Source organism: Pseudarthrobacter sp. RHLT1-30-1 (assembly GCF_059383415.1).
Map to the genome: position 1 here is coordinate 132,498 of NZ_JBWZCG010000006.1, position 20,881 is coordinate 153,378.

Genomic DNA, 20,881 nt, shown 5'->3' on the forward strand with positions numbered 1-20,881 from the left:
TCCGCCTCGATTACGTCCCCGTATCGATCAACGAGCGTGATCAGATACGGGAGGCGGCTTCCCCCTCGGGACGGTAGCCCTGCTTGAGCATCGCCCGGATTTTACGGGGGTCCTTCTCCGTGACCTTGCCGCCGCCGGGGCCGACGAGCGTGATGGGCTCCGCGAGGTCGAAGAAGATCATCATGTCCGTGATGAGGTTCTCCATCGCGGTGTGCCCGGCCTTCGCGAGGAGCTGCTCCACCCGGGGCCACTGCTCCCCGCACAGGGTCAGGAGCATGGCCTCGATGTCGTTGGACCGGTAGGCGCGCGCCCACTGGATCAGGGACGCACCGGTCGGCGGCTCGATGACCAAAGTCTCGTCGGCGGAAACGGGCAGCTGGAACGCTTCATGCTTCGCCTCGGCGGTGTACTGATCCCAGGTCTTGAACTGCTGTGTCATGGCGGTGGGCCTTTCGGGGTTGGGTTACTTGTCGGACTTCGGGGCGGCGGCCTTGTTGGCCTTGGGGGTCCAACCGCGGGCGCGGAGGTTCACGGCCTGCGTGGCGTCGTCCGGCGTGTATTCGGACTTGCCGTCAGGGGAAACATGGACGGTCTGCTTTTCAGCCATGAGGATCTACCTTTCAAGAGGATCGGGAGGTGGTGGGCCGGGGTGAAAGGCGGCGCCGGCTGGCCCACCAAGGAGCCGGCGCCGCCAGTCAATTAGACGGGCGGGGTGAAGCCCATCGCGGCGTGGTCGAGGCCGGGTCCGCCCCAGATTTCGCGGAAGCTCGTCCCGAACTTGTCGTCGTTGTAGGCGGTGAACGACGCCGGGTACTTGATCTCGTCGCCCTCGGACCAGGCCTGCTCACCGTTCTCGGTGATCTGGGCGTTCGGCAGCCAGCGCGCCTGGTAGATGGCATCGGGGCCGTCGCCGTCCTTGCCGAGGGCCAGCACGCGGTACTTGCGCTGGGCCGGGCGGGACGCCTTGTCGAAGAAGAAGTTGCCTTCGCTGTCGGTCGCGATCGCCGAGAGGTCCAAGCCATGGAACAGCTCCATGGTTAGCTTCTTGGATTCCTGCATCGTGAACGACAGACCGGTCACGTCGGAGAGGATGTCGCGGCGGACGGGCTCGGCGTAACCGTAGGACGTCACGTCGGACGATTCCTGGTCGCGGGACCAGCTGGCGCCGTCGTCCTTGGTGACCATGCCGACCGGGACGTACCCGACCGGGATCGTCAGGCCGGTGACCGCGGCGTAGACCTGTGTGATCGCGACGTCGGCTTCGTCGACGGGCTTGACGAAGATCGCCATTTCGAGGATCTTGCGGATGTTGGAGCCCTTGTGGCCCTTAGCTTCGGTGAATGTTGCCATGACGGCGACCTCCTAGGTATTGGATTCCTGACGGAACTCGATGCGGTATGAAGCCACGAATCGGTTCGTGGCCGGATTGCGGTAGTCCACCCAGGAGGGCGACATGGTGGTGCGGACACGGTCGATGAGGACCGGCCCGACCCTTCGGCCGGCGAGCGCGTGGAAGATCTGCCTCACGTCTTCGGCCAAATCGGCGGCGTCCCCGAAGTCGGGGGCGAATGTTTCGACGTCCACGGATGGCGCGTCGGTAATGAGGTCGTCCGTGCCGGGGCCTCGGACGATGCGGATGAAGGCTGGGAGGGTTTCGACGTCGGCGGGGATGAGGATTCCGGTGCGTTTGCCGCCGGTCTCCGTCCGCAGGTGCGCGACGAGTGCCTTCTGGATGTCGGGCCAGCGGCTCATCCTGCCTCACCGGCCCGGCCGAGGATCCGGCGGCGTTTGGTGCGGGAGGAGCCGAACTCCTGCTCGGCGTTGTCGGCGATGACGTTCACGAAGGGCCTGCCGCCGGGGCGGACCCCCGCCTGCGTTGCGACCTGCATGTCGACCTCCTCGTCGGACGCGATGCCCTCGACGCGTGCCTTGATGCGTGCGGCGACGACGGCGAGCTGCGTGACGACGCCGGGGTGGTTGGCGGCCATCTGGATGTACTCGGGGGTGAGTTCAAGCTCGGCCACTAGCCCCGGATCCTTTCGACGGCCGCTTTGATGAACCCGGGGACGATGAAGCCGCCGGGCTGGCGGCCGGGTTCGCCGACCACCCGGTAGGCGACGCCTCCGATCAGCACTGCGTCGGCAGCGCCTAGCGGGGCGTCAAGCGGGAGGTTCACCCAGTAGCCGTCAATCTGCTGATCCTTGGCGACTGTGTCTTCGGATGAGCCGCGGGGTTCGTACCAGGCAAGCCAGGGCGTCTCGGTGGGCTCGCCCGTTATGGGTGTCCCGTAGTCGTCGTACTCGCCGGTCGGTGCTCCCGCGAATCGAAGGGTGACAGTCTCGGTCATGAGGTTCATCTCAGGGCCTCGGTCCCAGCTTGTAGGTGTTCAGAACCGGACCCGTCACGGGGTCGTAGCCGGAGTCCAGCGAGACGGACCGGCCCGCCAGCGATTCGGACTTGACCCTGCCTGCAGCGCTGGCCGAGGCCCGCTCGGCGATGATGCCGAGCAGATCCTTGGGGCAGCGTGCGTAGCCGTGGACGAAGCTGATCGTGACGACGTTGGGGAAGCCGCCCGGGAGTTCCAGCACACCGTTCTCCCAGACCTCCCAGCCGGTCACCGCCGCGCCGTCCCGGTCAACCACGGACGACACGGCGAGGACCTTGAGGGAGGGGAGGAGGACTGTGTCCGCGCCGCCCGTGCGGACCTTGATGGTCTGCTCGAGGTGCGGTGCGATGTGCCAGCCGCACTCGGCGCGGATACTCTCCGCCGCCGCCTGCGTCACGGCCTCCGGGAAAGGTGCCCCACGGAAGCCCACAAGGTCTGTGCCGGCGGCGAGCGGGACCATGTCGGGGATGATTGCGTAAGCCACAGGCATGGGCCCCTCCTCCTGCTACTTGTTGCTCGGCGTTGCGGCGGCCTTGTTGGCCGGCGCGGGTGCTGCCTTGGCCGCGGACTTGGCAGCTTCCTCGGCCGCGAGCGCAGCTTCAGCGGCGGCTGCCTGGGCTGCGGCTTCTGCTTCCGCGACCGCGACCGCCTTGGCCTTGGCTTCGGCCTGCTCTTCAGCGACACTCTCCGCGTCCCTGCCGGTCAGCCCTCGGACCTTGGCGTCCTCGTCGGAAAGCTGAATCGTGGTCTGGTACCCGTTGACGGTGACGTCGTAGGCCTTGAGTTCACTCATGGGGTTGCCCTCTCGTTGGGGTGCAACCCAAGCGCCGGCCTCCATGGAGGCCGGCGCCCGGGCTGCTACTGCATTGGTTAGGCGACGGCGGTCGAAACGAACGCGGTCGGGCGGGTCACGCCGAACGCGACGCGCTCTTCGGCGAGGATGGCCACGAGGTTGCGGATGAAGAAGTCCGCGTGCGAGTCCGTGATGCTGATCGAGGTCTGCTCGCGGTCCCACAGGACGGCCTTGCTGAAGTCACCGACGAGGCCGGTGCCGGCGGCGACGCCTTCGGTTTCGAGGATCGGTTTGCCCCAGAGGGTGCGCGGGCCCATGGCAAATGGGCCACCACCGTAGAACTTCCCGGTGCCGGCCTCGCGGGCGAGGTCCACACGCTCGACGTCGACCGGGTTCAGGGCGATCGCGTTCGGCACCACGCGGCCAACGACGCTGGCCTTGGTCAGAGCCTTACGGGTGGAGACGAAGATGTCCGTGTCGAACGCCTGCGTCTGGATACCCGACGTCGACAGAATGCCGGTAAGGTTCTCGCCCGTGCCATTGCCGGTGAGGATCTGGTTCTCCTCGGCCTCCGCGATGTCGGCCCGGAGCTCGTCGTTGATGAGCCCCTCCAGCTGCGCGGCGTCCGCCAGGGCGCGCTTGGTGGCGGGGACCCACTCGGCGATGGTCTTGACCGAGGTGGTCTTCCGCTCGAAGGCCCAGGAGCCCTCGGGCTTGTACCCGCCGTTGGCGTTGAGGACCAGCGCGCCGGCGGTGCCGGGCGAGGTCGGCGCTGCGGAGCTGGTGGCCTCGGCGACCGGGGCGGCAGCGTTGGTGTGGGAGAGCTGGCGGACGTACTCGACGGTGTCCGATGTGGTGCGGCGGACACTGATGAAGTCGCGGATCGTCAGCGGGCGGCGGCCCAGCATCTCGATGATGCCGGACTGCTCCGGCGTGACGAACGCGCCGGCGGACGTGGCGGACCCGCCGACGAACAGGCCCTTGACCTGGATCGGATCGGTGGAGAACTTCGCGCGCTCCGGGATCCGGCCGCCGGGGAAGGCGCCCATGGCGGTCTTGAACTGCGCGGAGTTGACGACCTCAAGGCCGAGGTTCTTCACGCGGCGGACGGCGTTATCGGCGTCCTTCTGCCCGTCCAGATCGGCGGCGGCGTCCGGGCCGATCTCGTTGGCCAGGGCCTTTGCCTGGTCGAGGATCTCGGCGTCGGCCTTGGCGGTCTTGATCTGCTCGAGCAGATCCCGGCCCTTGGCCATGGCGGCGGTGTAGTCGGTGCGCTCGGACTCGGAGAGGGATCGGCCCTCGGCGTCGGCTTTGGCGGCGATGTCCGTAGCGGACTTGGCAGCCGCCCGAGCTGCGTCCTGCAGCATTTTCAGCTTGCTCATTTTGCTTGCCTTTCGTGGCAGAGGAAAGGCCCCGAGGTTCGGGGCCCTGTTATCGGGTGGTTAGTCGCTGATCTCGATTTCGAGAGCGAGCGCTTCTGCCAGGTTCGTAGCGGACGGGTCGGCTTTGGGCTCCTTGGACTTGGCTGCGAGCAGCTCCTTGTCCTTGGCCGCGAGCGTGTCGCTGGCTTTCTCCTGGTCGTTGGCCTCGGCGGCGGTTATGACGACGCCGATGGCCTCCTGCGCGGAACGCAGGGAGTCGATGTGTTTGGCCGCGAGTACGCGGCCGGCTTTGCTGCCCTCGGTCAGCGCGTCCGTGAGCGCCTTGACGGCGACGACGGAGGTGTCCTGGTTGGCGCCGATGGGCACGAACGAGAACTCGTAGACCTTGAGCTTGCGCAGCTCATTCGCCTTGACGCCGTTCTCCAGCTCAACGGGCCCGGAGTCCTGATCATCGAAGGCGAAGGAGAGCTGGTTCAGGCGGCGGCCCTTGACGAGCCGGTACACGTGGGGGCCTTTGGGGGACTCCATGTCGAACTCGCCCTTGACCCACCAGCCGTGCTCGTCCTCGCCCATCTCCGTGGCGCCGGCGACGTAGAAGTCCGGGTCATCGAAGCGGTGACCGAACAGGCCCGGCATCGTGTTGCCCGATGCCTTCCATTCCTCGATGGTGTCGAGGAACGCGCCGGGTGCGACGACGTCGCCGTAGCTGTCGGGGGTCTTGGTGAACGTCGAAGGGTAGACGATGAACTCGCCTTCCTTCAGCCCGTCATCCGGCCCGGCCTTTACACCCTTGAGAGCAATTGACTTGGTCTTCATGTGCCCTCCTGGGCTAGCTGGTGATGATGGTTACGGAACACTGGCAGCCGGCGGTCTCGTCGGCGTCTGCCCCGAGCCCGCCGGGCCACTCCAGCCCGTTGCTGAATGGCTCGTCGATGGCGACTTCTTCGCCGTCCACCGACGCGTGGGATGCGCGGGGGTTGCCGGAGTTGGTCTGCCATCGCTTGCGGGCCTTGGGCTGTGTCTGCCGTGCGGCCTCGACCATGCCGAAGCCAACGAACGCTGCGGCTGAAGCCATGCCTGACTGCTCGGCGCGGGACTCCTCAGCCACATCGAACACATGAGCCATGGCCTCGGCCCCGCCGTCCGCGAGCGCGGTCTCCAGTGCGGCGACGGTCGCGGCGTTGACCTGCCCGGCGATGCGCCCGGCAACCTTCTTGAGGAAGGCCTTGGTGCGTTCGGTGCTGTACTCGTCAGCGCCGACGCCCATGCCGGCCAGCGCCGTGAGGGCCGCCGCCTTGCTGATGGTCAGTGACTCGGCCAGTAGATCCTCGGCGAGTTCGTCGTCCCAGCGTTCGGTGTCCCACCAGTCCGGGGCTTTGGCCCCGGCTGCGGCGAGTACGGAGCGCCGCTGCCGGGCGAAGAACTTGGCGAACACCGCGGCCGTGGCCTTCTGGTGCTCCTCCGGGATCTCCTCGGCGGTCGGCGCCTTGAGTTCGTACTCGCTTGCCTTTGCTTTGGACTTGATGGTGCGCAGCGGCGCGGCCGATTCGCCGGTCACGTTCTGCGAGCCGGAGTCCTGCGGGGATGCCTGGCCGCCCGTGATCACGTTCAGCGGGACGATCAGTTCGTCGCCGCCCTCAATCGCGGGGAGGTTCCGCATGGCGCGGGCCTCGTTGCGGGTCATGAAGGGCCCGCCGACCGAGGCCTGCAGCTGCACGGCCTGCTCCTCGAAGGAGCCGCGCATCTTCTCCTCGAGGTTGAACTCAAGGTAGAGGTTGCCCGAGTCTTCGAAGTCGCCGAACAGCTGAAGCTCCAGGGACTGCGAGATCCGCTGAAGCCACGGCCCGAGCGTGTCCTGGTAAAGGTGTTTGTGCTGCTCCTTGATGTTGGAGAATGTCGCCTTATCCAGCAGCCCGATCATGGGCGGCGGGATGAAGTAGGCGGACGCTACCTCTTCGCGGGTCAGCTTGCGGCTCTCGATGTACTGGAGATCCCGGGCCGACTGCGCAGCTGGCACGAACTCCATGCCATCTTCAAGGATCGGTGTGCCGCCAGCCTGCGAACCTCCGCCGGTGTACTGGGAACGCCATCCAGCGCGGAAGCGGTCACGTGCTGTATCAGTCCACACGGTGCCTGCGGGCCTCGTGATGTAGCCCGACATGCGGGCACCGTTGCGGAACGTCTGCGCCCGCATGCGGGCCGCCTCGTACTCCTCAGCCAGGACAGAGCGCAGGGACTCGATCGACGAGACACCGCCCAGGTCACCATCGGGCGAATAGCCCGAGACGTAGACGACGTCGGCGGCCGCGTAAATCTTTTTGCCCTTGCTGCCCTGGACTTCGAAGCCCTCGGCCATGAACCAGGTGCCGCCGACCGGGGAGAACATCGTCGGCGCGATCCGCATCAGCGCGACCTTGCCGCTCTCGCTCTTGAGCTTGGCTGCGAGGAAGCGGTCGTAGATGGCGAGGTCGCGGACCATGGCATCGAAGAAGTCGTAGTGAGTGGTCCACGGGTTAGGCGTGGACATCAGCTGCGCGAGCGGGTGTGCCGTCACACGCCGGCGGTCAGTGTCTCCGACACGCTCGAACAGGTGCAGGCCGAGGCTTGCGATGTTGCGGCCGAGGAAGTTCACGACCGTCTGCACGCTCGCGTGATCTTTCCAGATCTTCGCGTAATCGGCAGAGTAGTCATCGGTCAGCCGGATCGAACCTGCCGAGGTGAAGGTGGGCCGCGAGAGTGAAGCTAGCTGGCCTTGGGAGACGACGAACGCCATGAGTCACCGCCCCTAAAGTATCTGGATGAAATCAACGTTTGGCCGCTCGACCACGGTCTGTCCGTCAATCGGGACGGGGCTTTCGCCGCCTTCGTGCAGCCGGGCCTCAGCGATGAACAGCAGCGGCCCGGCCTGACGTACCAGTAGGCCTTCGAGGGCCTGCCCGGAGTGGAGGTTGACGACGACCCTGCGGGCCCGCACCAGCCGCCACGGGGCGGCGTGGAGCCGCCAGTACAGTGCGGCCCCGGTTGCGGCCGCCAGAGCCGCTACGAGTGATACCCACTCCATGGATGCCGCCTTTCCTAAACGACCATCAGGTCTTCGTTTTCGTAGTTGCTCACCGCCTGGACCACGGTGCCGTGCACCAGGAAGCAGCCGGCAGCGCCGGTCACGCACACCAGCGGGGCGACGTCGTTGGGTGACTTGCCGCGGTCCCAGAAGAACGCGTCGCCGGAAGGTTTGGCCACGGCGGTGGCGGCCGCGATGTTGAGGGTCGGCTGGCCACGGTGGCGGATCAGGGGACGAACATCCTCGGGCGGGATCGGCTTGCCGTTCTCGTCTTCTTCAATGCCGCGGACCCGGTCGTAGAACATGCCCGTCCACCGGGACAGATCGGCGCCGGCCCACGGGATGACGTTCAGACCGTCAATGGCTTCCAGTTCGGCGAGCAACGATGACACCGGGGCACCGTTCGCCTGCAGTGTTACGCCGACCAGGTCCGGGTTGTCCTTCGGCGCCACTGTCTGGCCCTCGGGAGGGGACAGGAACCAGTCCTTCACCCACGCCGTGCCGGCACGGGAGGCGACCACAGCGACGTTCAAGAGACCATCCGGACCGAAGCCTGCAATGCCGATGTGTGCGGTGGTCCGGTCGTGGGAGACATCCACACAGAATGCGAACTTCCCCTCGATCCGGGACGCCTTGTCTGCGCCCTTCTCCCACCGCCCTGGGGGGAACGGTCCGTCCGCAGTCGTGTCCAGCCACTGGCAGAACACTTCTGTGCGGACGAGTCCTTCGGGCTCACCCTTGACGGCGGCTGCGATGGCCTTCTCAAGGCTCGCTACGTGGCCCGTGGACGGATTGGATTGCGCCCATCCGCTCCGATCCCACATTGACGAGCCCGGCGCCATCGACCACTCGAACAACCCGAGGGAGTCGCCGTCCGCCTCGTCGTCTTCGTCCAGCTCAGGGAGCACGACGTCTTCGAGGTTGTCCGGGTTCCCCAGCGCCATGTGGGCCATGTTCCGCAGGAAGCGCAGCACGATCGACGCTGCGTCGCCGGCGTTCGATACCGCCCAGACCTGTGCGTAGAAGCGCGCCATCGTGGTCTTCGAGATTGCGGCCCAGGCATCCCAGCTGGAATGCTCGCGCAGCTCATCGAGGACTACGAAGTCAGCGGACAGCCCGCGGCCGCCACGGCGGTTGGCGGCCTGCACCTTGTACCGTTCGCCGGTGGTGAGCTCCATCGCCTTCTTGCCGTTGGTCTTGTCTATCCGCTCGATCTCATTGCTGAGTTCGGGGACTCCCTCGGCCAGTTCTACGGCGCCGCGCCAGACCTCCTCGGCAATGTCGAGGTTCTGCGCGGTGCCGATGGTCAGCTTCGCGCCGTCCATGTACATCCGCCACAATGCCAGCACCTGCATCAGCGTGGACTTGCCGTTCTGGCGCGCGACCAGCAGCACGACCGTCCGGAACCGGAACGACCCGTCCGGGTTCAGCTCCAGCGCGTGGATCAGCAGCCACTGTTGCCAGGGGAACAACGTAATGCCGAGGATCTGCTCCGCGAACTCGATGCATTCGAAGCCCTTCGACGTCTGCCGGGTCAGCGGTCGCAGCTCGGGCGTGTAGATCCGTGGTGTTTCACAGCCGTAGAGCTTGTCCCTGCCAGCTGCGTTCGCCATCGCCTAGCCCGTCTCCCGTCCTCCGCGGAGCAGCTCGAGGCGGCTCTTGGGTTTGTCCCCGGGTTTGCCGGTCCCTGCGCGCTGCATCGGGGTGCCGCCCAGCTCGCGGAGCATGTTGTAAAGGTGAGGGCCGAGGTACATAACCGAGGTCGCTTCCTTGCCGCCGGACTTGGCGACCTCGCTGATCTGGTGTGCGTACCGTTCGGCGAGCGCGACCAGGCCCTTGTCCTGGGGGAGTATCTCCATGTGGCCGATGGCCTCACGGACTTCCTCGAGGAGCGATGGCCCGTCGAAGGCGACGAAGCCCGCCAGGTCGGGCGGGGCCGGCGCCTTGAAGTCCGGCGTACGCGGGGCCCGGGGATCTTCGCCGGCTGCTTCCCTGGCGTCGAATACCCACCGCCCGAGGGTCTGCTCCGGAATGCCCAGCTCCCGGCCGACGTCGGCTATGGCCCGGCCTGTGTTCATCACCAGGAGCGCCGATTCCTTCTTGAAGGCGGCAGTGTAGGAGCGTCTGATGCGCGGCATTGCCCACCTCCTGCAGGTCGGTCACGGGGTGGACGGCTACTGGCTCAACCGGGTGCCGTCAGTGGTTGGTCGGTGGCGGTTGCCGTCAGAGAGCTGGTGGGTCATGATCCCGCGCCGCCTACGCGGTCCAGCCCTGCCGGGTGAATAGTCCGGCGGCCGTACTCATGGGAGCGACATAGGGTCGCCGCGAGCAGCACAGGATTTGCACCCGCTGTCCGAGGGGGTTCACGAGGTCACCCGCCGGCATATCTTCTCTGCCCTCCGCCCGGACACTGAGAGGAGCCAGGGCGGCTATTGAATTTGTACTCGGAGGGATGGGTCTTTGCCCGCCCGGGGTGGCGCGTCCTCCACCCGTATGCGGGACATCCTTGAGGCCAGACCGGGGAGGATCTGCAGCACTCCCCGGCCCGACGGAGTGACGGTCTTAGCCCGCCGTCACGCGGGAGTCTTCAGTAGCCGGTGAGGACGCCCTCTTGGCTAGTGCATAGCGAGGGGACGATATCTGCCAGGGTGTCCTGGTCCGTTGAGATGGGAACGAATGCCCGATCCAACGACAGCCCGCGACCGCTCTGCTCGGTGGAGATGAAGCGGATGCTTCCCCCGCCATGGAAGTAGATGGCCCGCCGGCCGTTAGCGCGGGCTATCTTCTCCGCGTATTCGCTGGTCATTACTTCCTCGACATCATGCGCCAGCTGCCCTGCATGCCGGTTGTTCTTGGCGAAGATCGCAACCTTGCCGCCTGCGGCCGCTGACGAGATGGCTACCTCAATGTGTTCACGGTGCATGCCGATTGATCCTCTTCATTCACAGATGGGGCAGTTCTCGGAGAGCGTGTCGAATGACCATGCGAACCGACGACACCCGCCGCTCTTTGGGTTATGCCGGCGCCACTGCCACCAGCGGCGGGTGGGGCGGACGACCGTGGTCGGAATCTTGACCGCAGGCGCTACTTGTCTGGGCGGGGTGCCCTGCTTCTGGAAGCTCCACTCAAGCGCCGAGATGCCGCGATCCCTTACCGACTCAACGCGGTAAATCTTGTGGCAGTCGTCGCACTCCCACCTGGTCCCTTCCTGCAAGGCGATTGCTGGCTGAGGGAAGCTGCACCCGTGTGGCGTTTTGTCGTGCTCAGGCGGTAGGAAGCCCATCGACTCGCACTCCTCGGGGTCTGTGTTTTCGATAAGGGGGGTAGGGGGTACGGGGAGGGGGAGTCTACTACCGGGCGAAGTCGACTAGGCGATATTTACCCAGGTATCTCGACCCCCCCTACCCGGGGGAGACAGGATCGCCCGGCTACCAGAAGCCCGACGTGTCGCCGAGGTCCGGCGGGGCATCTCTGTCGCCGCGGGATTTGTTGCACCGGAGATGCGAGCTACGGAGGTTGTCCGGCTCTTCCGCGAGGTGGGGATGAGTGGAGCGATGCTTGAAGTGGTCGACACTGAATGAATCGTCGTCGTTCGAGCTGGCCGCGTAGTTGATCGGCTGCGTGCAGATCCAGCAGGGCAGTCGCTTCGCTCGTTGGTTGGCCTTCAGGTCGCGCCATCTGCCACCCGAGCGGCCGGCGTTCTTGCCCACTCTTCGCCTCCGACCTCGGACATGACGAAGGCCCCGCCGGATACCGGCAAGGCCTTCAGCTCTGTGGCTGGGTGCGAAACACCAGCTCACCCCATAATCTAGTCGACTAAGTCAAGGATGTTTGGGACGCTGGTGTGTCGGCGTGTCACAGGGCCCACTCCTGCAGGTACTCCGGGTGGTCTGCGTAGACGGCGGCCAGGGCGAACAGGATCGCGTCTCCGGTCCAAGGCTCAACCCGTTCGGGTCCCGCGCCTGCCCATTCGCGTTCGTCAAATTCTTGCTCGACCTCAGAAGCCTGCTGCGCCAGATCCAGTATCGCCCGTTTCGCGGCGCACTCGGCGAGGACGCGGGATGGCCACCACTTCCGCACGTGGGCGTCTTGGTCCTCGGTCGAGTCGCGCTCGGAGCTAAGGAGGTTCCCCGCCCAATCCCAATCTTTGGTTATCGTCTGCCCCCACCTGTCAATGCTTGCTGCTTCAGCCGCAACCTCATCCTCGGCGATGCGAGCTTCAAGGAACTCGGTGATGGTCATGCCACTGTCCGTCACTTTCATGGGGTGTTGACCTCGATGTACAAGGCGAGCCGATTGCGCTCTGTCCAAATGCCCGTGGACTCCACTTGCTCCGCCTCTGCTGCGTCCTTCAGGCGCACGTACTCCAGGTCGTCCGCGAGTCGCTCGTGGGTGCGCGCGTAGGCTGCCTCCACCTTGGCGATGACGCTCGACTTCATGCCACGGTCATTTGGATCATGCATGGTTCTTCCTCCCGGTCATGTACTTCTTCTTGAGTGTATTCATTGCCCGGGCAGGGCGAGGGGCTCGGGCGGCGTGGGTTCGGAACCACTGGTCGGCCCGCACCCTATGGGTTACATCCACGCTGCACCGGACAACCTTCGTCCCGTCCCCCTGCTCCCAGCCGACCACTTGCCCAGGGCACGGTATCCGTTGGCCTGCCGCGTTGGTCGTGGTCTGGTGGCAGGTCCCATCGAGCGGGACCTCAACAGGTGGCGACTCATAGGCGGCGGCCTTGACCGCCGGCACGACGCGGGCGAGGTCCGTTCCGACTGCGGTGAGGTGAGCGGCCGAGGGATGGGACGCGAGGTAACTGACGTGCCAGCGGGCCAGCCAGTCGGCGAGGACACCTGTGCCATGATCTGCGGGCAGACGGACGTCGGGCCGGTCCTGCACCAGCTGGCCGACGGCGGACCAGATCGCGGCCCTGGCATCGCGCATGACATCGGAGACATCGCCATTGATCGGCAGCGGCGGGAAGAGATCCCCGGTTCCGGATACCCGCTCGGATGAAGCGGCCCGCCCGCCCGCTGGTGCCAGGGCGTCTTCAAGGTCGGACCAGTGTTCGCCGATAGTGTTCAGGGATTCCCGCAGCCACTCGGTGCACAGCCAGCAGAGGTGCGTCCGGTCGATCGTGGGGGCCGGCTCTTCATGGTCGAAGATGCAGTGCTCCGGGTAGGCCGTGTACTTCTTCGCCATAGTGAACGGCAGGAGTAGTGTCTGCCCGGCGTAATTGACCCGGTACTTGTATTCGAGAGCCAGTGTCGTGGTCATGATTCGCCCTTCAGGTCTTTGATGATGCGGCCGGACTTCAGATCGGACGGGCGCCAGACGCCGACGTTGAGCTTGGCGAGGATCATTCCCGAGATCCAGCTGAACTGTGCTGGGGTGACTCGGCCGGTGTCGGTCTTCAGCTCCCGGAAGAGTGCACGTCCGCGGTGCTCGGACACGAGGACCAGGTCAGGGAAGCCCGGCTGCGACCGCCGGCTGTCATGGGTGTGGTAGATCAGCGTGTAGCCGTGCAGCTTAGCCAGGTCGATGACCTGCTGCTGGAACTGAGCTTCTGAGAGTTTCGGAATGAAAGCAGTTGAGCTGGGCATGTCTAGTTCCGTCCTCGGGTACGGGGGCGTCTGCGTTTGGGTTTGTTCTGAGGCTTGGCTTTGGTGATCGGCTGGGCTTCCTGCCCACTGCCTCCCTTACCTACCTGACCCAACCCGTCCCTACCCGTCCCGACTAATCCGGATCCGGGATACCTATGTCCGGGTTCAGGATTCGATTTGGTGGTCAATCCGTTGTCGGTCGCAGCCGGTGGTTCCGTTGCTGCTGGGGCGTCCTGTGCCGGGTCCGGGCTGGCCGTGGAGGCGATGGACGGGCCGGTGTGTGCCGTTGCCGTGTCCTCTTCCGGAGTGGCCGTTGCCGGCTGCTCGACGGTGTGCTGCTCCATGGTCTGCGGGCCGTTGTCCGGTGCAGGTGCGGTGGGGGTGCGGGTGTAGCTGGGTTGGATAGGTGAGCCGTGCTTTTCGAGGAAAGCGACCGTTGCGGGGCCGTACAGGGGCTCCGCCGGAACCGGCAAGGTCTTCCACGTGCTGTCGGGGTCGTCGCCCCGGCGTCCGTTGCACTCGCGGCAGCAGACCACGAGAGTGGCCACCGTGCCGCCTTGGCCGGGGTTGACGTGGTCGTAGGTGGCGCCGCGGCCGGACTTGTTGTCTCCCCAGGCAACGGACTTGCCGCAATAGCGGCAGGCGTCGCCGTCGCGGGCCCGGACCTTTGATGTCAGGGAGGTGTCCCTGGCGTCGCGTTTGCGCTGGTTGTTCCACTCACGCTCGGCCTTCAGAATCATGTGGAAGAGGTCGTTGTCCTCGACCAGCTTGAACGCCTTGCGCTGCTCGCCGTCGATCTCAACCTGCACCTCGGTGAGGTAGCCGCAGTACTTCGCGGCGGCGACCAGAGCGTTGTAGCGGGAGAGCGAGCCGGCCATGTGCCGGGCGGTGCCGACCGTGATGATGTAGTCCTGCTCATACGCTGCGGCCTGGGTAGCGCAGCGGCCGACGAACCCGAAGCACTCGTTGAGGATCCGATCATCAGCATCTTCCATCTCGACTGCTGCCAGGACGATAGGGTGATTCGCTGCCGCGTCGCCCTGCTTCAGCCATGGCACTGGGCGGACCTGCTTTCGTTTGGAATTTCGGGGCGTACGTGATGTTCTCGCGGCAGGCCGCGCGTTCCTGATCGGTGAGCTGGTGCCACCTCGTGATGGTCAGCCCCCACGCTCCGGCCGTGGCCGCGTCGTGAAAGTTGACCGTGGGGGCGGCGGGCGGCTTTGGGCGGCGGCGGTGGAACCAGCGAAAGCCGGTCACAGCCCGCACCTGGGGCACTTGTTATCCTCCGTAGCGATGTGGTTCCCTCTGGCCCGGCATTTGATCAGGCGGCTGGTGTTGATCGCCCGGACCAGATCATCGCCGTCTGTTCGGTCTTCCGTGAGCGCCGAGATCAGCGCCGGCACACCTACACAGCCAGCGCTTCGCCCGTAGTCAGCCGCGTCCTTCGCCGCCTGACCGGCGAGCGCGTGGACGGCCAGCAACGGGCCGTAAGGAGCTGAGAGTAGCGGGATGGCTGCTTCAAGGGTTGCGCGGGCCTCGGCCAGTGCGTAGTCGCGGTCTTCGGGTTCGAGGTCTTCCACACGGGACCAGAAGCCATCGAACCTCATCCCAGAGGATTTGCTGATGGCGTTGGCCGCGGCTTCGACTGCTGCGTCGGTGATCATGGTCGGCCTCCGTTGTGGATGAGCGGTGCGCGTTTAGGCGGGGTGATGGTCCCGAACAGGAGGTCGAGAAACGCTTGTCGGTGCTTTGCCTTGTTCCGCATTGACGAAGGGCATGTGATGCTCACGCTCGCGCTGGTTATGGTCCGGATCGGCTCGTCGGAGCCGTAGGCCTGGAAGGACTCGGTTTCTTCGTCCATGACGAAGGCGCCGAGATTGCCGATGGGCCGGAATTCGCCGAGGTGGGTTGCGCCGATGGGGCCGAGCAGCACTTTGCCTGCCCTGCGCTGGATCGCGTCGAGCGGGGCCCCGTCGCCGGCGGCCATGCTGATCTGGTGCTCGTCGGAGCTCACGGTGCTACCACGCTGAGTACGCGGTTTGCGAGGCGGTCGCTCAGCTTCTGGAGGTCGGCTACTTCGAGGACGACGCCGGTGCCGTGCTTCAGGAAGTCGGAGGCGGAGGGCGGTTGCTCTTCGGGTCTCTTCCCGCCACCGGCGTGGGTGATTTCTGGGAGGCGGTTCATCCAGCCTTCGCGCCAGGCGTTCAGCTCGTTGGCGATGGTCGAACCGTCTTCGGAGCGGATGGGCATCAGCAGGCCGAGGAAGGACTCACCGCAGCTGATGAGGATGCGGCGGGCGTCTTCAGTGGGTTCGATGACCAGGGGCTCGCCGTAGGCTGCGGAAGCGGTGGCGAAGAGCCGGACGAGGCGGCCAGCGGCGACGAGGCGTTCAGGCATGACTCGTTCGGAGAGGGCTGCCTGGATGAGGAGGCGGCCGAAGGCGATCGGGTACTCGTGGTCGTCCTCGTGGGGGATCTTGAACTCTTTGCCGGGGAAGAGGCCGGAGACATCCAGGAAGGTTATGGCGTCATGCCTGACCGTGATGCGGAGGGTATCGCCGATCTCGTCCTCTGGCTGCTTGCCGTTGGCTTTGAAGATCTGGAGCAGCTCCTTCGCGACGTCGGTCGGGAGGTTGAAAGCGTCGTCGTTGACGTCGCCGGTCAGACCCTCGGCGTCCCACACGGAGGCTACGGCGTGGCCGAGGGTGACCGTGTTGCTGGCGGTCACGTGCACCATGCCGTCCGTTGCGGTGAAGTGGACGACGGCGAGCGCTGATGAGAGTTTGGCGTCGGCGGCGTGGGGGATGACGGACATGAGGGCCTGTCTGAGGTCCAGGGTGTTGACGGTGAGTATCATCGGTTCCTCTTTAGTTGGTTGGTGGGCCGGAGCATGCGCAGCGGCGGGCGCCGCCGGTTTCGGTGGTGGTGATTGCCAGGCACTTGGCCCAGCCGTCGCCTTGGCCGTGGTGGTGGCCGCAGATGGTGCAGTAGTGCATGCTCTGGCTCCTTTGCCGTCGATGGTGTTCGTGGACCCGCCACGATTCGAACGCGGCCCGGGTGCTTACTTCCGCAGGGGGACTTGGTTTCAGCTGTCGGTTGCCTATCGGGCCCGGGGGGTGCCGGTGGTTATCGGCACCCGGTGTTATTGGCCTTCGGGTGGGACGCCGCGTGCGCGGCGTGCGGCGAGGAACTGGCTCATGCCCATGTCGTTGGCGGGCCGGACAGGTTCCGCGGCGGGGGCTGTCCGTTTCGGGACGGCGACCGGCGGCGGGGTGAGCGCGGTCCCGGACTGGATGGCCTGGCGGACCTTCGCCTTCTCCTCGGCCGCCGGTGAAGCCGGTGCCGGGGTGACCTTGGCCAAGGGCCAGCGGGCGTAGACGCTCCAGGTCTTTGACCCTTCGTTCCGCCGGGCCGTGGCCTCGCATCCCTTCTGCCTGAATGCTGACGGAGGGGTCGTGGTCTTCCACTCAGCGGTGATGAGTGCCCACTTGCCCGGGTTCGCCTTCAGCACCTCGATAATCGCGTCGTAGTCTCCGTGCCTGCCGCCGCGCCTTCCGGGCGGATCCTGCCATGTGAGTTCAACCATGTTCGTGCTTTCCTTTCAGCTGCAGCGGCATTCGCCGTTGTGGGGGTCCATGACGGCGTTGCAGGAGTTGCAGCGCTCGAGCTTTTCCGGGCGGTCGGTGATCTTCTTGGGGTCGCTCACTCGGCAGCCCAGCCGTTCAGGTTTGTTCCGGACTCGCGGCAGGCGCCGATCGTCACGTAGCCGTAGTCGAAGGCCGTCAGACGGTTATCAAAGATCGGTTCGTCGATGACGTGGACGATGCGGTCGGCGTCCCAGCAGGAGAGGAGCCAGCGGCCATCCTCCGTCTGGCGCACCCCTGCCCGCGGATACTCCGCAGCGTGGCGGGCGCGGAACGGCGCTGCCGGCGAGCGCAGCGCGGCGTGGGCTTGGGCCATGGCGTCGACGTGGCGGAGGACGTCGGCTTTTGCTTTCCACTGGACGCCGACGATTGCTGCGCCGAAGTCGTCCAGGATGTCGGGGCGGTAGCCGCAGAGGCAGATGGGTTCGTTCTCGGGGTTGCGGGTGAGTCCGTGGTTAGTCATCGTTGGCTTCTTCTTCCTGGTGGTAGGTGATGACGGCTTGTTCGGCTTCGGTCCACTGGTAGCCGTGGACCGTGGTGAGCCTGCCCCGCCATTCCTCGGTGGACTGCCAGCCTTGGCCGGGCGCCCAGCCGCCCACGGCGTCCATGTACCTCTCTCGTTCGAACTGGTCGACGTGCATGAGGGCCACGAGTTGGGGGATGTTCAGCTTCGCTAAGGCGTCGATGACTTCCTGTTGGTCAATGTCTTCGTCGCCGAGGTCGAGCCACGGCGCGAGGTCACCCAATCGGTGGCGTTGGATCACGTAGTCAACGAGCATCTCGTGCGTCTTGTCCGCCGCCGGCTTCTGGATGGCTTCCTTGAGGAATGCCGTGCGCACGTCTGCCGCTGTGGCGAGGCCCCGGGTGAGCTCCTGGACGCGGAGCTCGTGAGCGAGCTGCTCCGGCGTCCGCTGCGGGGCGACGTGGGCCGTGCCCTTGGGGCGTTCCCTGATCCATGTGATCTCGTCCTTGGTTTCGTCGCAGATCGCGGACCAGCCATCAGCTACCGCTTCGGCGACAGTCATCACCTGGTAGGCGACGCGCCAGTCTGTCCACTCCCAGTGCTGCCCGGCCGGCCGTTCAACGATCTCGACGCCGGCGCCCTGCAGCTCGGCGGTCAACTGGGGGAGGTTCTCCAGCCACGCCTTCGCCTTCGTTTCCTTGGCAAGCTGGAAAGCCCACTCGTTCGGCACGCTGGCGACCTTGAGGAGCCGCTTCGTGGCCTCCTCATTGTCGATGAAGCCTGCCAGGACGATGGCCTGATCAATGTTCAGGGTGTTGTCCTCGATGCGGGTCTTCGCCTCGTCCGCGAGCTTGTTCAGCACGAGCCGCTTCCGGATGTGGCTCTGCGAGCGCCCGAGGGCCTTGGCGATGGATGCCACGCTGTGGCCCTCGAATTCGAGGACGGTCTGGATGCCGGCGGCTTCCTCGACCGGGGTCAGGTCGGTGCGCTGGGTGTTCTCGACCAGCATCGCCTCGAGCTGCTTGGCTTCGGTGTTGAGGTCCTCGCGGATCACGCAGGGCAGGATGTCGAGGTTGGCGAGCTGGGCCGCGGCGTGGCGGCGGTGCCCAGCGATGATGACGTACTGGGCGGATGCCAGTTCCGGAGCCTGGGTCCACGGATTGCCCACGGGTGCCGGTGCGGCGACCGAGGGTGCCGGCGCAACGACGAGGGGCTGCATGATGCCCTGGGCGGTGATGCTGTTCGCGAGGTCCGTGACAATGCCGACGTCGTTGCGGACGTTCTTCGGGTGGATGGCCAGCTGGCCGATCGGGATTTCCTGAAAGCGGGTGCTCACTGGTCTGCCACCTCTCGGATGAATGCCATGAGTGCTTGTTCGGCGTTGCCGGAATCGATCTCCGCGAGGTTCTCCACGGCGAGCGCGGCGGACAGTGCATCCTCCGCCTGGGCGGATGCGGCGCGTGCCTGCTGGAACTTGGCGGTTGCGGTGACGGATTTGCGGAGCAGGATGCTTGCCTGGGCGATGTCGTAGGGGCGGGACATGGCCACGACCGGGGCAGGGTAGAGGAGGGTCGGCGGCGTGAGCCTCTGCGCGGGGAGTCGGTGGGCGTTGGCGGCGTAGTGCTGCGCAGGGACTTCGGGGAGCGGGCCCGGGTCGTTCTGAAGCCACTGCTGCTCGGTCTGCGGCTCTGCTGGCTGTTCGGTCATTTCTGGTTTCCTGTCTCAAGTACGAACCCGGCAGCGCCGGTGAGGAGTAAGAGGACGCCGGCCAGATAGCCGGCGTTGAAGATCGGGAAGGTAGCGAGCATCAGCACCGCGCCGAGGGCGAGCGCCGGGGTGTAGAGGCAGGTGCGGCGGCGGTTCCGGCCGACCCTTACTGACGGGGCCTTCACAGCGCGGCCCCTGCAGCGGCCGCGTTCCACTCGGGCGTGCCGCGGTGGATGTGCAGTGAGTAGTTCGCCCAGATCGTGCCGTTGAGCAGGATCTGCCCTTCTTCTTTGTTCTTGACGGACACGTCGATGCGTTGGGCGTCGACGTCGACGTCTACCTTTGATCTGTTCTGCCAGAACCACTTCAGCCACGTGGTCATCCCCTCGGCCAGTTCCCTGGCGTCGCGGAACTCAAGGTCCGGGTATTCCTTGAACGGGCGGTGACCGATGGGCTGCACGACGGCGAAGCGCTTGATCCTGGTCTTAGTCATTACCGGCCCCCGTATGCGGCATCGAGGCGTGCGTTGATCTGCGCGGCCACGGCGGCGGGGTTCGGCAGGTGATGGATCACGGAGCCGCGTGTGGGGATCTGCGCGGCGGTGGCTTCCCTGGCGGCGGCGATATCGGCGAAGGCGAGCTTCTCGGCCTCGTCGGCGTGGCGGTCCACGGAGCCGGTCACTTCGTTGACCAGGTTGTTCGTGTACTTCTGCAGGTCCGCGAAGGTCTGCTCGATATGATCCAGCGCCATGTCCGCGTTCCCGGTCCGGTCGAATGCCCGGAGGGTGCGGACGGCGTTCGCCAGCTGGTTGGCGGTGTTGATGACGTGTTCCGCCAGCTGGTGCCGGCGGGCCTTCTCCATCGACAAGTACTTCTCGTCCAGCCCGGCGCGGCCGCCCTGGCGGCGGTCCTCGGCGCCGAAGAACAAATGCCGGGGCGGATCAACTACCGGGCTTTCCTGTGCAGCTTGAGCGTCCATTGCTAGACTCGATTCTGATTCGAGAGCCAGGTAGACCCGTGACAAGGGCCTGGCTCTTGGGTTCGGAATGGGCGGTCCAGTGAAGTTCTTGGCGGAATGAACTGGACCGCCCTATTTACTGCCCGCAGGCGGAGCCTGGCGGGACAACTATTGGGATCAGGCCGACTTAGGCGTTCTCTGATCTGCTCGCGACGCAGCGTGCGCCGCGGCTAGCTCCTCGACGTTGGCCTGGGTGAAGCGGTGATGGCCTCCAGGTGTCGTGACGTCCGGAGTGACGATGCCGCCGTTCACCCACCGACGGACAGTGGCGATGTTGACGCCAAAGTGATCCGCAACCTGGCGAGTGGTGATATGCACCGGCTTTTTGTTCATGCCCGTAGCTTAGCACAGGAGACAAGTAGTGTCAAACTACTACAATAAGTACATCTAGCGTGTCGGGCGCGTAGTCGTTGCGTACAACCGCATATCCGGCGTTGACATGCAGAAACTGCGCAGCGGGTCCATGTTAGGTATTGCGCTTTATGCACTACTTGTGCAAGTCTTTCCACTATGAGCACACAGATGCATGAGTCGTTTGTTCCTCGCACCAACAGTTTCGGCGCAAGACTGGCGCTGATCCGCTGGCACATGGGCTGGAACATGAAGGAAGCCGCACTTGCGTGCGGCTTTTCCCAGCAATCCTGGCGCGGATGGGAGCTGCTCGGGCACGACCCCCGCGGCTTCGCCGAGGTCGCCGAGCGGATTGCAGAGCGGACCGGAATCGATGAGTACTGGATTCTGACCGGCAAGGAGCTGCCTGCTGGAGGGCCGACCGGGCCGGGGGAAAGCTCCCCAAAACTTGAAATGGTCTCGAAGCCGGAGCCTTTGG

34 protein-coding genes are annotated in these 20,881 nt (G+C 65.6%); 1 reads left to right on the top strand and 33 read right to left on the bottom strand.

The features are described from left to right. Positions 1-40 precede the first annotated feature (40 nt). The 33 genes from AC50YM_RS06960 to AC50YM_RS07120 form a co-directional block, all read right to left on the bottom strand. Positions 41-439 carry a hypothetical protein gene (locus tag AC50YM_RS06960; protein WP_494956237.1) on the bottom strand — a complete coding sequence of 133 codons (399 nt, stop codon included), beginning with the start codon at positions 437-439 and terminating at the stop codon, positions 41-43. A gap of 24 nt (positions 440-463) precedes the next feature. Beyond that, entirely contained in the window at positions 464-607 is a 144-nt protein-coding gene (locus tag AC50YM_RS06965) for a hypothetical protein (protein ID WP_494956238.1), read from the bottom strand. A gap of 92 nt (positions 608-699) precedes the next feature. Continuing rightward, positions 700-1,350 carry a phage tail tube protein gene (locus tag AC50YM_RS06970; RefSeq protein ID WP_494956239.1) on the bottom strand — a complete coding sequence of 217 codons (651 nt, stop codon included), beginning with the start codon at positions 1,348-1,350 and terminating at the stop codon, positions 700-702. Between the two features lie 12 nt (positions 1,351-1,362). Then, entirely contained in the window at positions 1,363-1,752 is a 390-nt protein-coding gene (locus tag AC50YM_RS06975) for a hypothetical protein (protein ID WP_494956240.1), read from the bottom strand. Next, positions 1,749-2,024 (bottom strand): hypothetical protein, encoded by a 276-nt coding sequence (locus AC50YM_RS06980; protein WP_494956241.1) that lies wholly within the window; start codon positions 2,022-2,024, stop codon positions 1,749-1,751. The genes AC50YM_RS06975 and AC50YM_RS06980 overlap by 4 nt, the downstream gene beginning before the upstream one ends. Beyond that, a complete protein-coding gene (locus AC50YM_RS06985) occupies positions 2,024-2,347 on the bottom strand; it encodes a hypothetical protein (protein WP_494956242.1) in 324 nt (107 codons plus the stop codon). Before AC50YM_RS06985 ends, AC50YM_RS06980 begins: the two co-directional genes overlap by 1 nt. Before the next feature lie 10 nt (positions 2,348-2,357). Next, a complete protein-coding gene (locus AC50YM_RS06990; protein ID WP_494956243.1) occupies positions 2,358-2,876 on the bottom strand; it encodes a hypothetical protein in 519 nt (172 codons plus the stop codon). 15 nt (positions 2,877-2,891) lie between these two features. Beyond that, positions 2,892-3,179 carry a hypothetical protein gene (locus AC50YM_RS06995; RefSeq protein ID WP_494956244.1) on the bottom strand — a complete coding sequence of 96 codons (288 nt, stop codon included), beginning with the start codon at positions 3,177-3,179 and terminating at the stop codon, positions 2,892-2,894. 77 nt (positions 3,180-3,256) lie between these two features. Next, positions 3,257-4,561: a phage major capsid protein gene (locus tag AC50YM_RS07000; protein ID WP_494956245.1), complete on the bottom strand. Its 1,305-nt coding sequence runs from the start codon at positions 4,559-4,561 to the stop codon at positions 3,257-3,259. A 60-nt stretch (positions 4,562-4,621) separates the two neighbouring features. Beyond that, a complete protein-coding gene (locus AC50YM_RS07005) occupies positions 4,622-5,377 on the bottom strand; it encodes an HK97 family phage prohead protease (RefSeq protein ID WP_494956246.1) in 756 nt (251 codons plus the stop codon). A gap of 13 nt (positions 5,378-5,390) precedes the next feature. Then, positions 5,391-7,334: a phage portal protein gene (locus tag AC50YM_RS07010; protein ID WP_494956247.1), complete on the bottom strand. Its 1,944-nt coding sequence runs from the start codon at positions 7,332-7,334 to the stop codon at positions 5,391-5,393. Positions 7,335-7,346: 12 nt separating this feature from the next. Next, a complete protein-coding gene (locus AC50YM_RS07015; protein ID WP_494956248.1) occupies positions 7,347-7,622 on the bottom strand; it encodes a hypothetical protein in 276 nt (91 codons plus the stop codon). Between the two features lie 14 nt (positions 7,623-7,636). Next, positions 7,637-9,235, bottom strand: a complete 1,599-nt coding sequence (locus AC50YM_RS07020) for a terminase large subunit domain-containing protein (protein WP_494956249.1) — start codon at positions 9,233-9,235, stop codon at positions 7,637-7,639. Between the two features lie 3 nt (positions 9,236-9,238). Continuing rightward, entirely contained in the window at positions 9,239-9,760 is a 522-nt protein-coding gene (locus AC50YM_RS07025) for a transposase (RefSeq protein ID WP_494956250.1), read from the bottom strand. A 449-nt stretch (positions 9,761-10,209) separates the two neighbouring features. Beyond that, the gene (locus AC50YM_RS07030; RefSeq protein ID WP_494956251.1) at positions 10,210-10,545 is read right to left on the bottom strand and encodes a hypothetical protein; all 336 of its coding nucleotides are present in this window, start codon (positions 10,543-10,545) and stop codon (positions 10,210-10,212) included. A gap of 505 nt (positions 10,546-11,050) precedes the next feature. Further along, the gene (locus AC50YM_RS07035; RefSeq protein WP_494956252.1) at positions 11,051-11,332 is read right to left on the bottom strand and encodes an HNH endonuclease; all 282 of its coding nucleotides are present in this window, start codon (positions 11,330-11,332) and stop codon (positions 11,051-11,053) included. 145 nt (positions 11,333-11,477) lie between these two features. Then, entirely contained in the window at positions 11,478-11,864 is a 387-nt protein-coding gene (locus AC50YM_RS07040; protein ID WP_494956253.1) for a DUF6221 family protein, read from the bottom strand. A gap of 17 nt (positions 11,865-11,881) precedes the next feature. Continuing rightward, entirely contained in the window at positions 11,882-12,085 is a 204-nt protein-coding gene (locus tag AC50YM_RS07045) for a hypothetical protein (RefSeq protein ID WP_494956254.1), read from the bottom strand. After that, positions 12,078-12,896: a hypothetical protein gene (locus AC50YM_RS07050; protein WP_494956255.1), complete on the bottom strand. Its 819-nt coding sequence runs from the start codon at positions 12,894-12,896 to the stop codon at positions 12,078-12,080. The genes AC50YM_RS07045 and AC50YM_RS07050 overlap by 8 nt, the downstream gene beginning before the upstream one ends. Further along, the gene (locus AC50YM_RS07055) at positions 12,893-13,222 is read right to left on the bottom strand and encodes a VRR-NUC domain-containing protein (RefSeq protein ID WP_494956256.1); all 330 of its coding nucleotides are present in this window, start codon (positions 13,220-13,222) and stop codon (positions 12,893-12,895) included. The genes AC50YM_RS07050 and AC50YM_RS07055 overlap by 4 nt, the downstream gene beginning before the upstream one ends. A gap of 2 nt (positions 13,223-13,224) precedes the next feature. Further along, the gene (locus AC50YM_RS07060) at positions 13,225-14,280 is read right to left on the bottom strand and encodes an HNH endonuclease (RefSeq protein ID WP_494956257.1); all 1,056 of its coding nucleotides are present in this window, start codon (positions 14,278-14,280) and stop codon (positions 13,225-13,227) included. A gap of 195 nt (positions 14,281-14,475) precedes the next feature. Continuing rightward, a complete protein-coding gene (locus tag AC50YM_RS07065; protein ID WP_494956258.1) occupies positions 14,476-14,886 on the bottom strand; it encodes a hypothetical protein in 411 nt (136 codons plus the stop codon). After that, complete coding sequence (locus tag AC50YM_RS07070) at positions 14,883-15,236, bottom strand: hypothetical protein (RefSeq protein WP_494956259.1); 354 nt, start codon at positions 15,234-15,236, stop codon at positions 14,883-14,885. The genes AC50YM_RS07065 and AC50YM_RS07070 overlap by 4 nt, the downstream gene beginning before the upstream one ends. Continuing rightward, the gene (locus AC50YM_RS07075; RefSeq protein WP_494956260.1) at positions 15,233-16,078 is read right to left on the bottom strand and encodes a hypothetical protein; all 846 of its coding nucleotides are present in this window, start codon (positions 16,076-16,078) and stop codon (positions 15,233-15,235) included. The genes AC50YM_RS07070 and AC50YM_RS07075 overlap by 4 nt, the downstream gene beginning before the upstream one ends. A gap of 10 nt (positions 16,079-16,088) precedes the next feature. Then, on the bottom strand, positions 16,089-16,217 hold the full coding sequence (locus AC50YM_RS07080) for a hypothetical protein (RefSeq protein WP_494956261.1): 129 nt from the start codon (positions 16,215-16,217) through the stop codon (positions 16,089-16,091). Between the two features lie 146 nt (positions 16,218-16,363). Further along, positions 16,364-16,807: a hypothetical protein gene (locus tag AC50YM_RS07085; RefSeq protein WP_494956262.1), complete on the bottom strand. Its 444-nt coding sequence runs from the start codon at positions 16,805-16,807 to the stop codon at positions 16,364-16,366. A 116-nt stretch (positions 16,808-16,923) separates the two neighbouring features. Then, the gene (locus tag AC50YM_RS07090) at positions 16,924-17,328 is read right to left on the bottom strand and encodes a hypothetical protein (RefSeq protein ID WP_494956263.1); all 405 of its coding nucleotides are present in this window, start codon (positions 17,326-17,328) and stop codon (positions 16,924-16,926) included. Next, a complete protein-coding gene (locus tag AC50YM_RS07095) occupies positions 17,321-18,664 on the bottom strand; it encodes a ParB/RepB/Spo0J family partition protein (RefSeq protein WP_494956264.1) in 1,344 nt (447 codons plus the stop codon). The genes AC50YM_RS07090 and AC50YM_RS07095 overlap by 8 nt, the downstream gene beginning before the upstream one ends. After that, on the bottom strand, positions 18,661-19,035 hold the full coding sequence (locus AC50YM_RS07100) for a hypothetical protein (protein WP_494956265.1): 375 nt from the start codon (positions 19,033-19,035) through the stop codon (positions 18,661-18,663). The genes AC50YM_RS07095 and AC50YM_RS07100 overlap by 4 nt, the downstream gene beginning before the upstream one ends. After that, the gene (locus tag AC50YM_RS07105) at positions 19,032-19,220 is read right to left on the bottom strand and encodes a hypothetical protein (protein WP_494956266.1); all 189 of its coding nucleotides are present in this window, start codon (positions 19,218-19,220) and stop codon (positions 19,032-19,034) included. Before AC50YM_RS07105 ends, AC50YM_RS07100 begins: the two co-directional genes overlap by 4 nt. Next, positions 19,217-19,528, bottom strand: coding sequence for a hypothetical protein (locus AC50YM_RS07110; RefSeq protein ID WP_494956267.1), 312 nt, complete (start codon positions 19,526-19,528; stop codon positions 19,217-19,219). The genes AC50YM_RS07105 and AC50YM_RS07110 overlap by 4 nt, the downstream gene beginning before the upstream one ends. Beyond that, on the bottom strand, positions 19,528-20,013 hold the full coding sequence (locus tag AC50YM_RS07115; protein WP_494956268.1) for a hypothetical protein: 486 nt from the start codon (positions 20,011-20,013) through the stop codon (positions 19,528-19,530). The genes AC50YM_RS07110 and AC50YM_RS07115 overlap by 1 nt, the downstream gene beginning before the upstream one ends. Positions 20,014-20,169: 156 nt before the next feature. Next, positions 20,170-20,385 (bottom strand): MerR family transcriptional regulator, encoded by a 216-nt coding sequence (locus tag AC50YM_RS07120; RefSeq protein ID WP_494956269.1) that lies wholly within the window; start codon positions 20,383-20,385, stop codon positions 20,170-20,172. A 177-nt stretch (positions 20,386-20,562) separates the two neighbouring features. Between AC50YM_RS07120 and AC50YM_RS07125 the strand changes: the two genes are divergently transcribed. Next, positions 20,563-20,881, top strand: a 319-nt coding sequence (locus AC50YM_RS07125; protein WP_494956270.1) for a helix-turn-helix domain-containing protein, incomplete at its 3' end; no start/stop codon positions are given.

Bases quoted from the DNA above. Each gene is read 5' to 3' on its own strand.
- AC50YM_RS06995 (WP_494956244.1), bottom strand. From the start codon at position 3,179: ATGAGTGAACTCAAGGCCTACGACGTCACCGTCAACGGGTACCAGACC.
- AC50YM_RS07055 (WP_494956256.1), bottom strand. From the start codon at position 13,222: ATGCCCAGCTCAACTGCTTTCATTCCGAAACTCTCAGAAGCTCAGTTC.
- AC50YM_RS07080 (WP_494956261.1), bottom strand. From the start codon at position 16,217: ATGCACTACTGCACCATCTGCGGCCACCACCACGGCCAAGGCGACGGC.
- AC50YM_RS07085 (WP_494956262.1), bottom strand. From the start codon at position 16,807: ATGGTTGAACTCACATGGCAGGATCCGCCCGGAAGGCGCGGCGGCAGG.
- AC50YM_RS07115 (WP_494956268.1), bottom strand. From the start codon at position 20,013: ATGGACGCTCAAGCTGCACAGGAAAGCCCGGTAGTTGATCCGCCCCGG.
- AC50YM_RS07045 (WP_494956254.1), bottom strand. From the start codon at position 12,085: ATGCATGATCCAAATGACCGTGGCATGAAGTCGAGCGTCATCGCCAAG.
- AC50YM_RS07065 (WP_494956258.1), bottom strand. From the start codon at position 14,886: ATGATCACCGACGCAGCAGTCGAAGCCGCGGCCAACGCCATCAGCAAA.
- AC50YM_RS07090 (WP_494956263.1), bottom strand. From the start codon at position 17,328: ATGACTAACCACGGACTCACCCGCAACCCCGAGAACGAACCCATCTGC.
- AC50YM_RS07025 (WP_494956250.1), bottom strand. From the start codon at position 9,760: ATGCCGCGCATCAGACGCTCCTACACTGCCGCCTTCAAGAAGGAATCG.
- AC50YM_RS07015 (WP_494956248.1), bottom strand. From the start codon at position 7,622: ATGGAGTGGGTATCACTCGTAGCGGCTCTGGCGGCCGCAACCGGGGCC.
- AC50YM_RS07110 (WP_494956267.1), bottom strand. From the start codon at position 19,528: ATGACTAAGACCAGGATCAAGCGCTTCGCCGTCGTGCAGCCCATCGGT.
- AC50YM_RS07075 (WP_494956260.1), bottom strand. From the start codon at position 16,078: ATGATACTCACCGTCAACACCCTGGACCTCAGACAGGCCCTCATGTCC.
- AC50YM_RS07120 (WP_494956269.1), bottom strand. From the start codon at position 20,385: ATGAACAAAAAGCCGGTGCATATCACCACTCGCCAGGTTGCGGATCAC.
- AC50YM_RS07050 (WP_494956255.1), bottom strand. From the start codon at position 12,896: ATGACCACGACACTGGCTCTCGAATACAAGTACCGGGTCAATTACGCC.
- AC50YM_RS07010 (WP_494956247.1), bottom strand. From the start codon at position 7,334: ATGGCGTTCGTCGTCTCCCAAGGCCAGCTAGCTTCACTCTCGCGGCCC.
- AC50YM_RS06970 (WP_494956239.1), bottom strand. From the start codon at position 1,350: ATGGCAACATTCACCGAAGCTAAGGGCCACAAGGGCTCCAACATCCGC.
- AC50YM_RS07040 (WP_494956253.1), bottom strand. From the start codon at position 11,864: ATGACCATCACCGAGTTCCTTGAAGCTCGCATCGCCGAGGATGAGGTT.
- AC50YM_RS07030 (WP_494956251.1), bottom strand. From the start codon at position 10,545: ATGCACCGTGAACACATTGAGGTAGCCATCTCGTCAGCGGCCGCAGGC.
- AC50YM_RS06960 (WP_494956237.1), bottom strand. From the start codon at position 439: ATGACACAGCAGTTCAAGACCTGGGATCAGTACACCGCCGAGGCGAAG.
- AC50YM_RS06985 (WP_494956242.1), bottom strand. From the start codon at position 2,347: ATGACCGAGACTGTCACCCTTCGATTCGCGGGAGCACCGACCGGCGAG.
- AC50YM_RS07000 (WP_494956245.1), bottom strand. From the start codon at position 4,561: ATGAGCAAGCTGAAAATGCTGCAGGACGCAGCTCGGGCGGCTGCCAAG.
- AC50YM_RS07100 (WP_494956265.1), bottom strand. From the start codon at position 19,035: ATGACCGAACAGCCAGCAGAGCCGCAGACCGAGCAGCAGTGGCTTCAG.
- AC50YM_RS06965 (WP_494956238.1), bottom strand. From the start codon at position 607: ATGGCTGAAAAGCAGACCGTCCATGTTTCCCCTGACGGCAAGTCCGAA.
- AC50YM_RS07005 (WP_494956246.1), bottom strand. From the start codon at position 5,377: ATGAAGACCAAGTCAATTGCTCTCAAGGGTGTAAAGGCCGGGCCGGAT.
- AC50YM_RS06975 (WP_494956240.1), bottom strand. From the start codon at position 1,752: ATGAGCCGCTGGCCCGACATCCAGAAGGCACTCGTCGCGCACCTGCGG.
- AC50YM_RS07020 (WP_494956249.1), bottom strand. From the start codon at position 9,235: ATGGCGAACGCAGCTGGCAGGGACAAGCTCTACGGCTGTGAAACACCA.
- AC50YM_RS06990 (WP_494956243.1), bottom strand. From the start codon at position 2,876: ATGCCTGTGGCTTACGCAATCATCCCCGACATGGTCCCGCTCGCCGCC.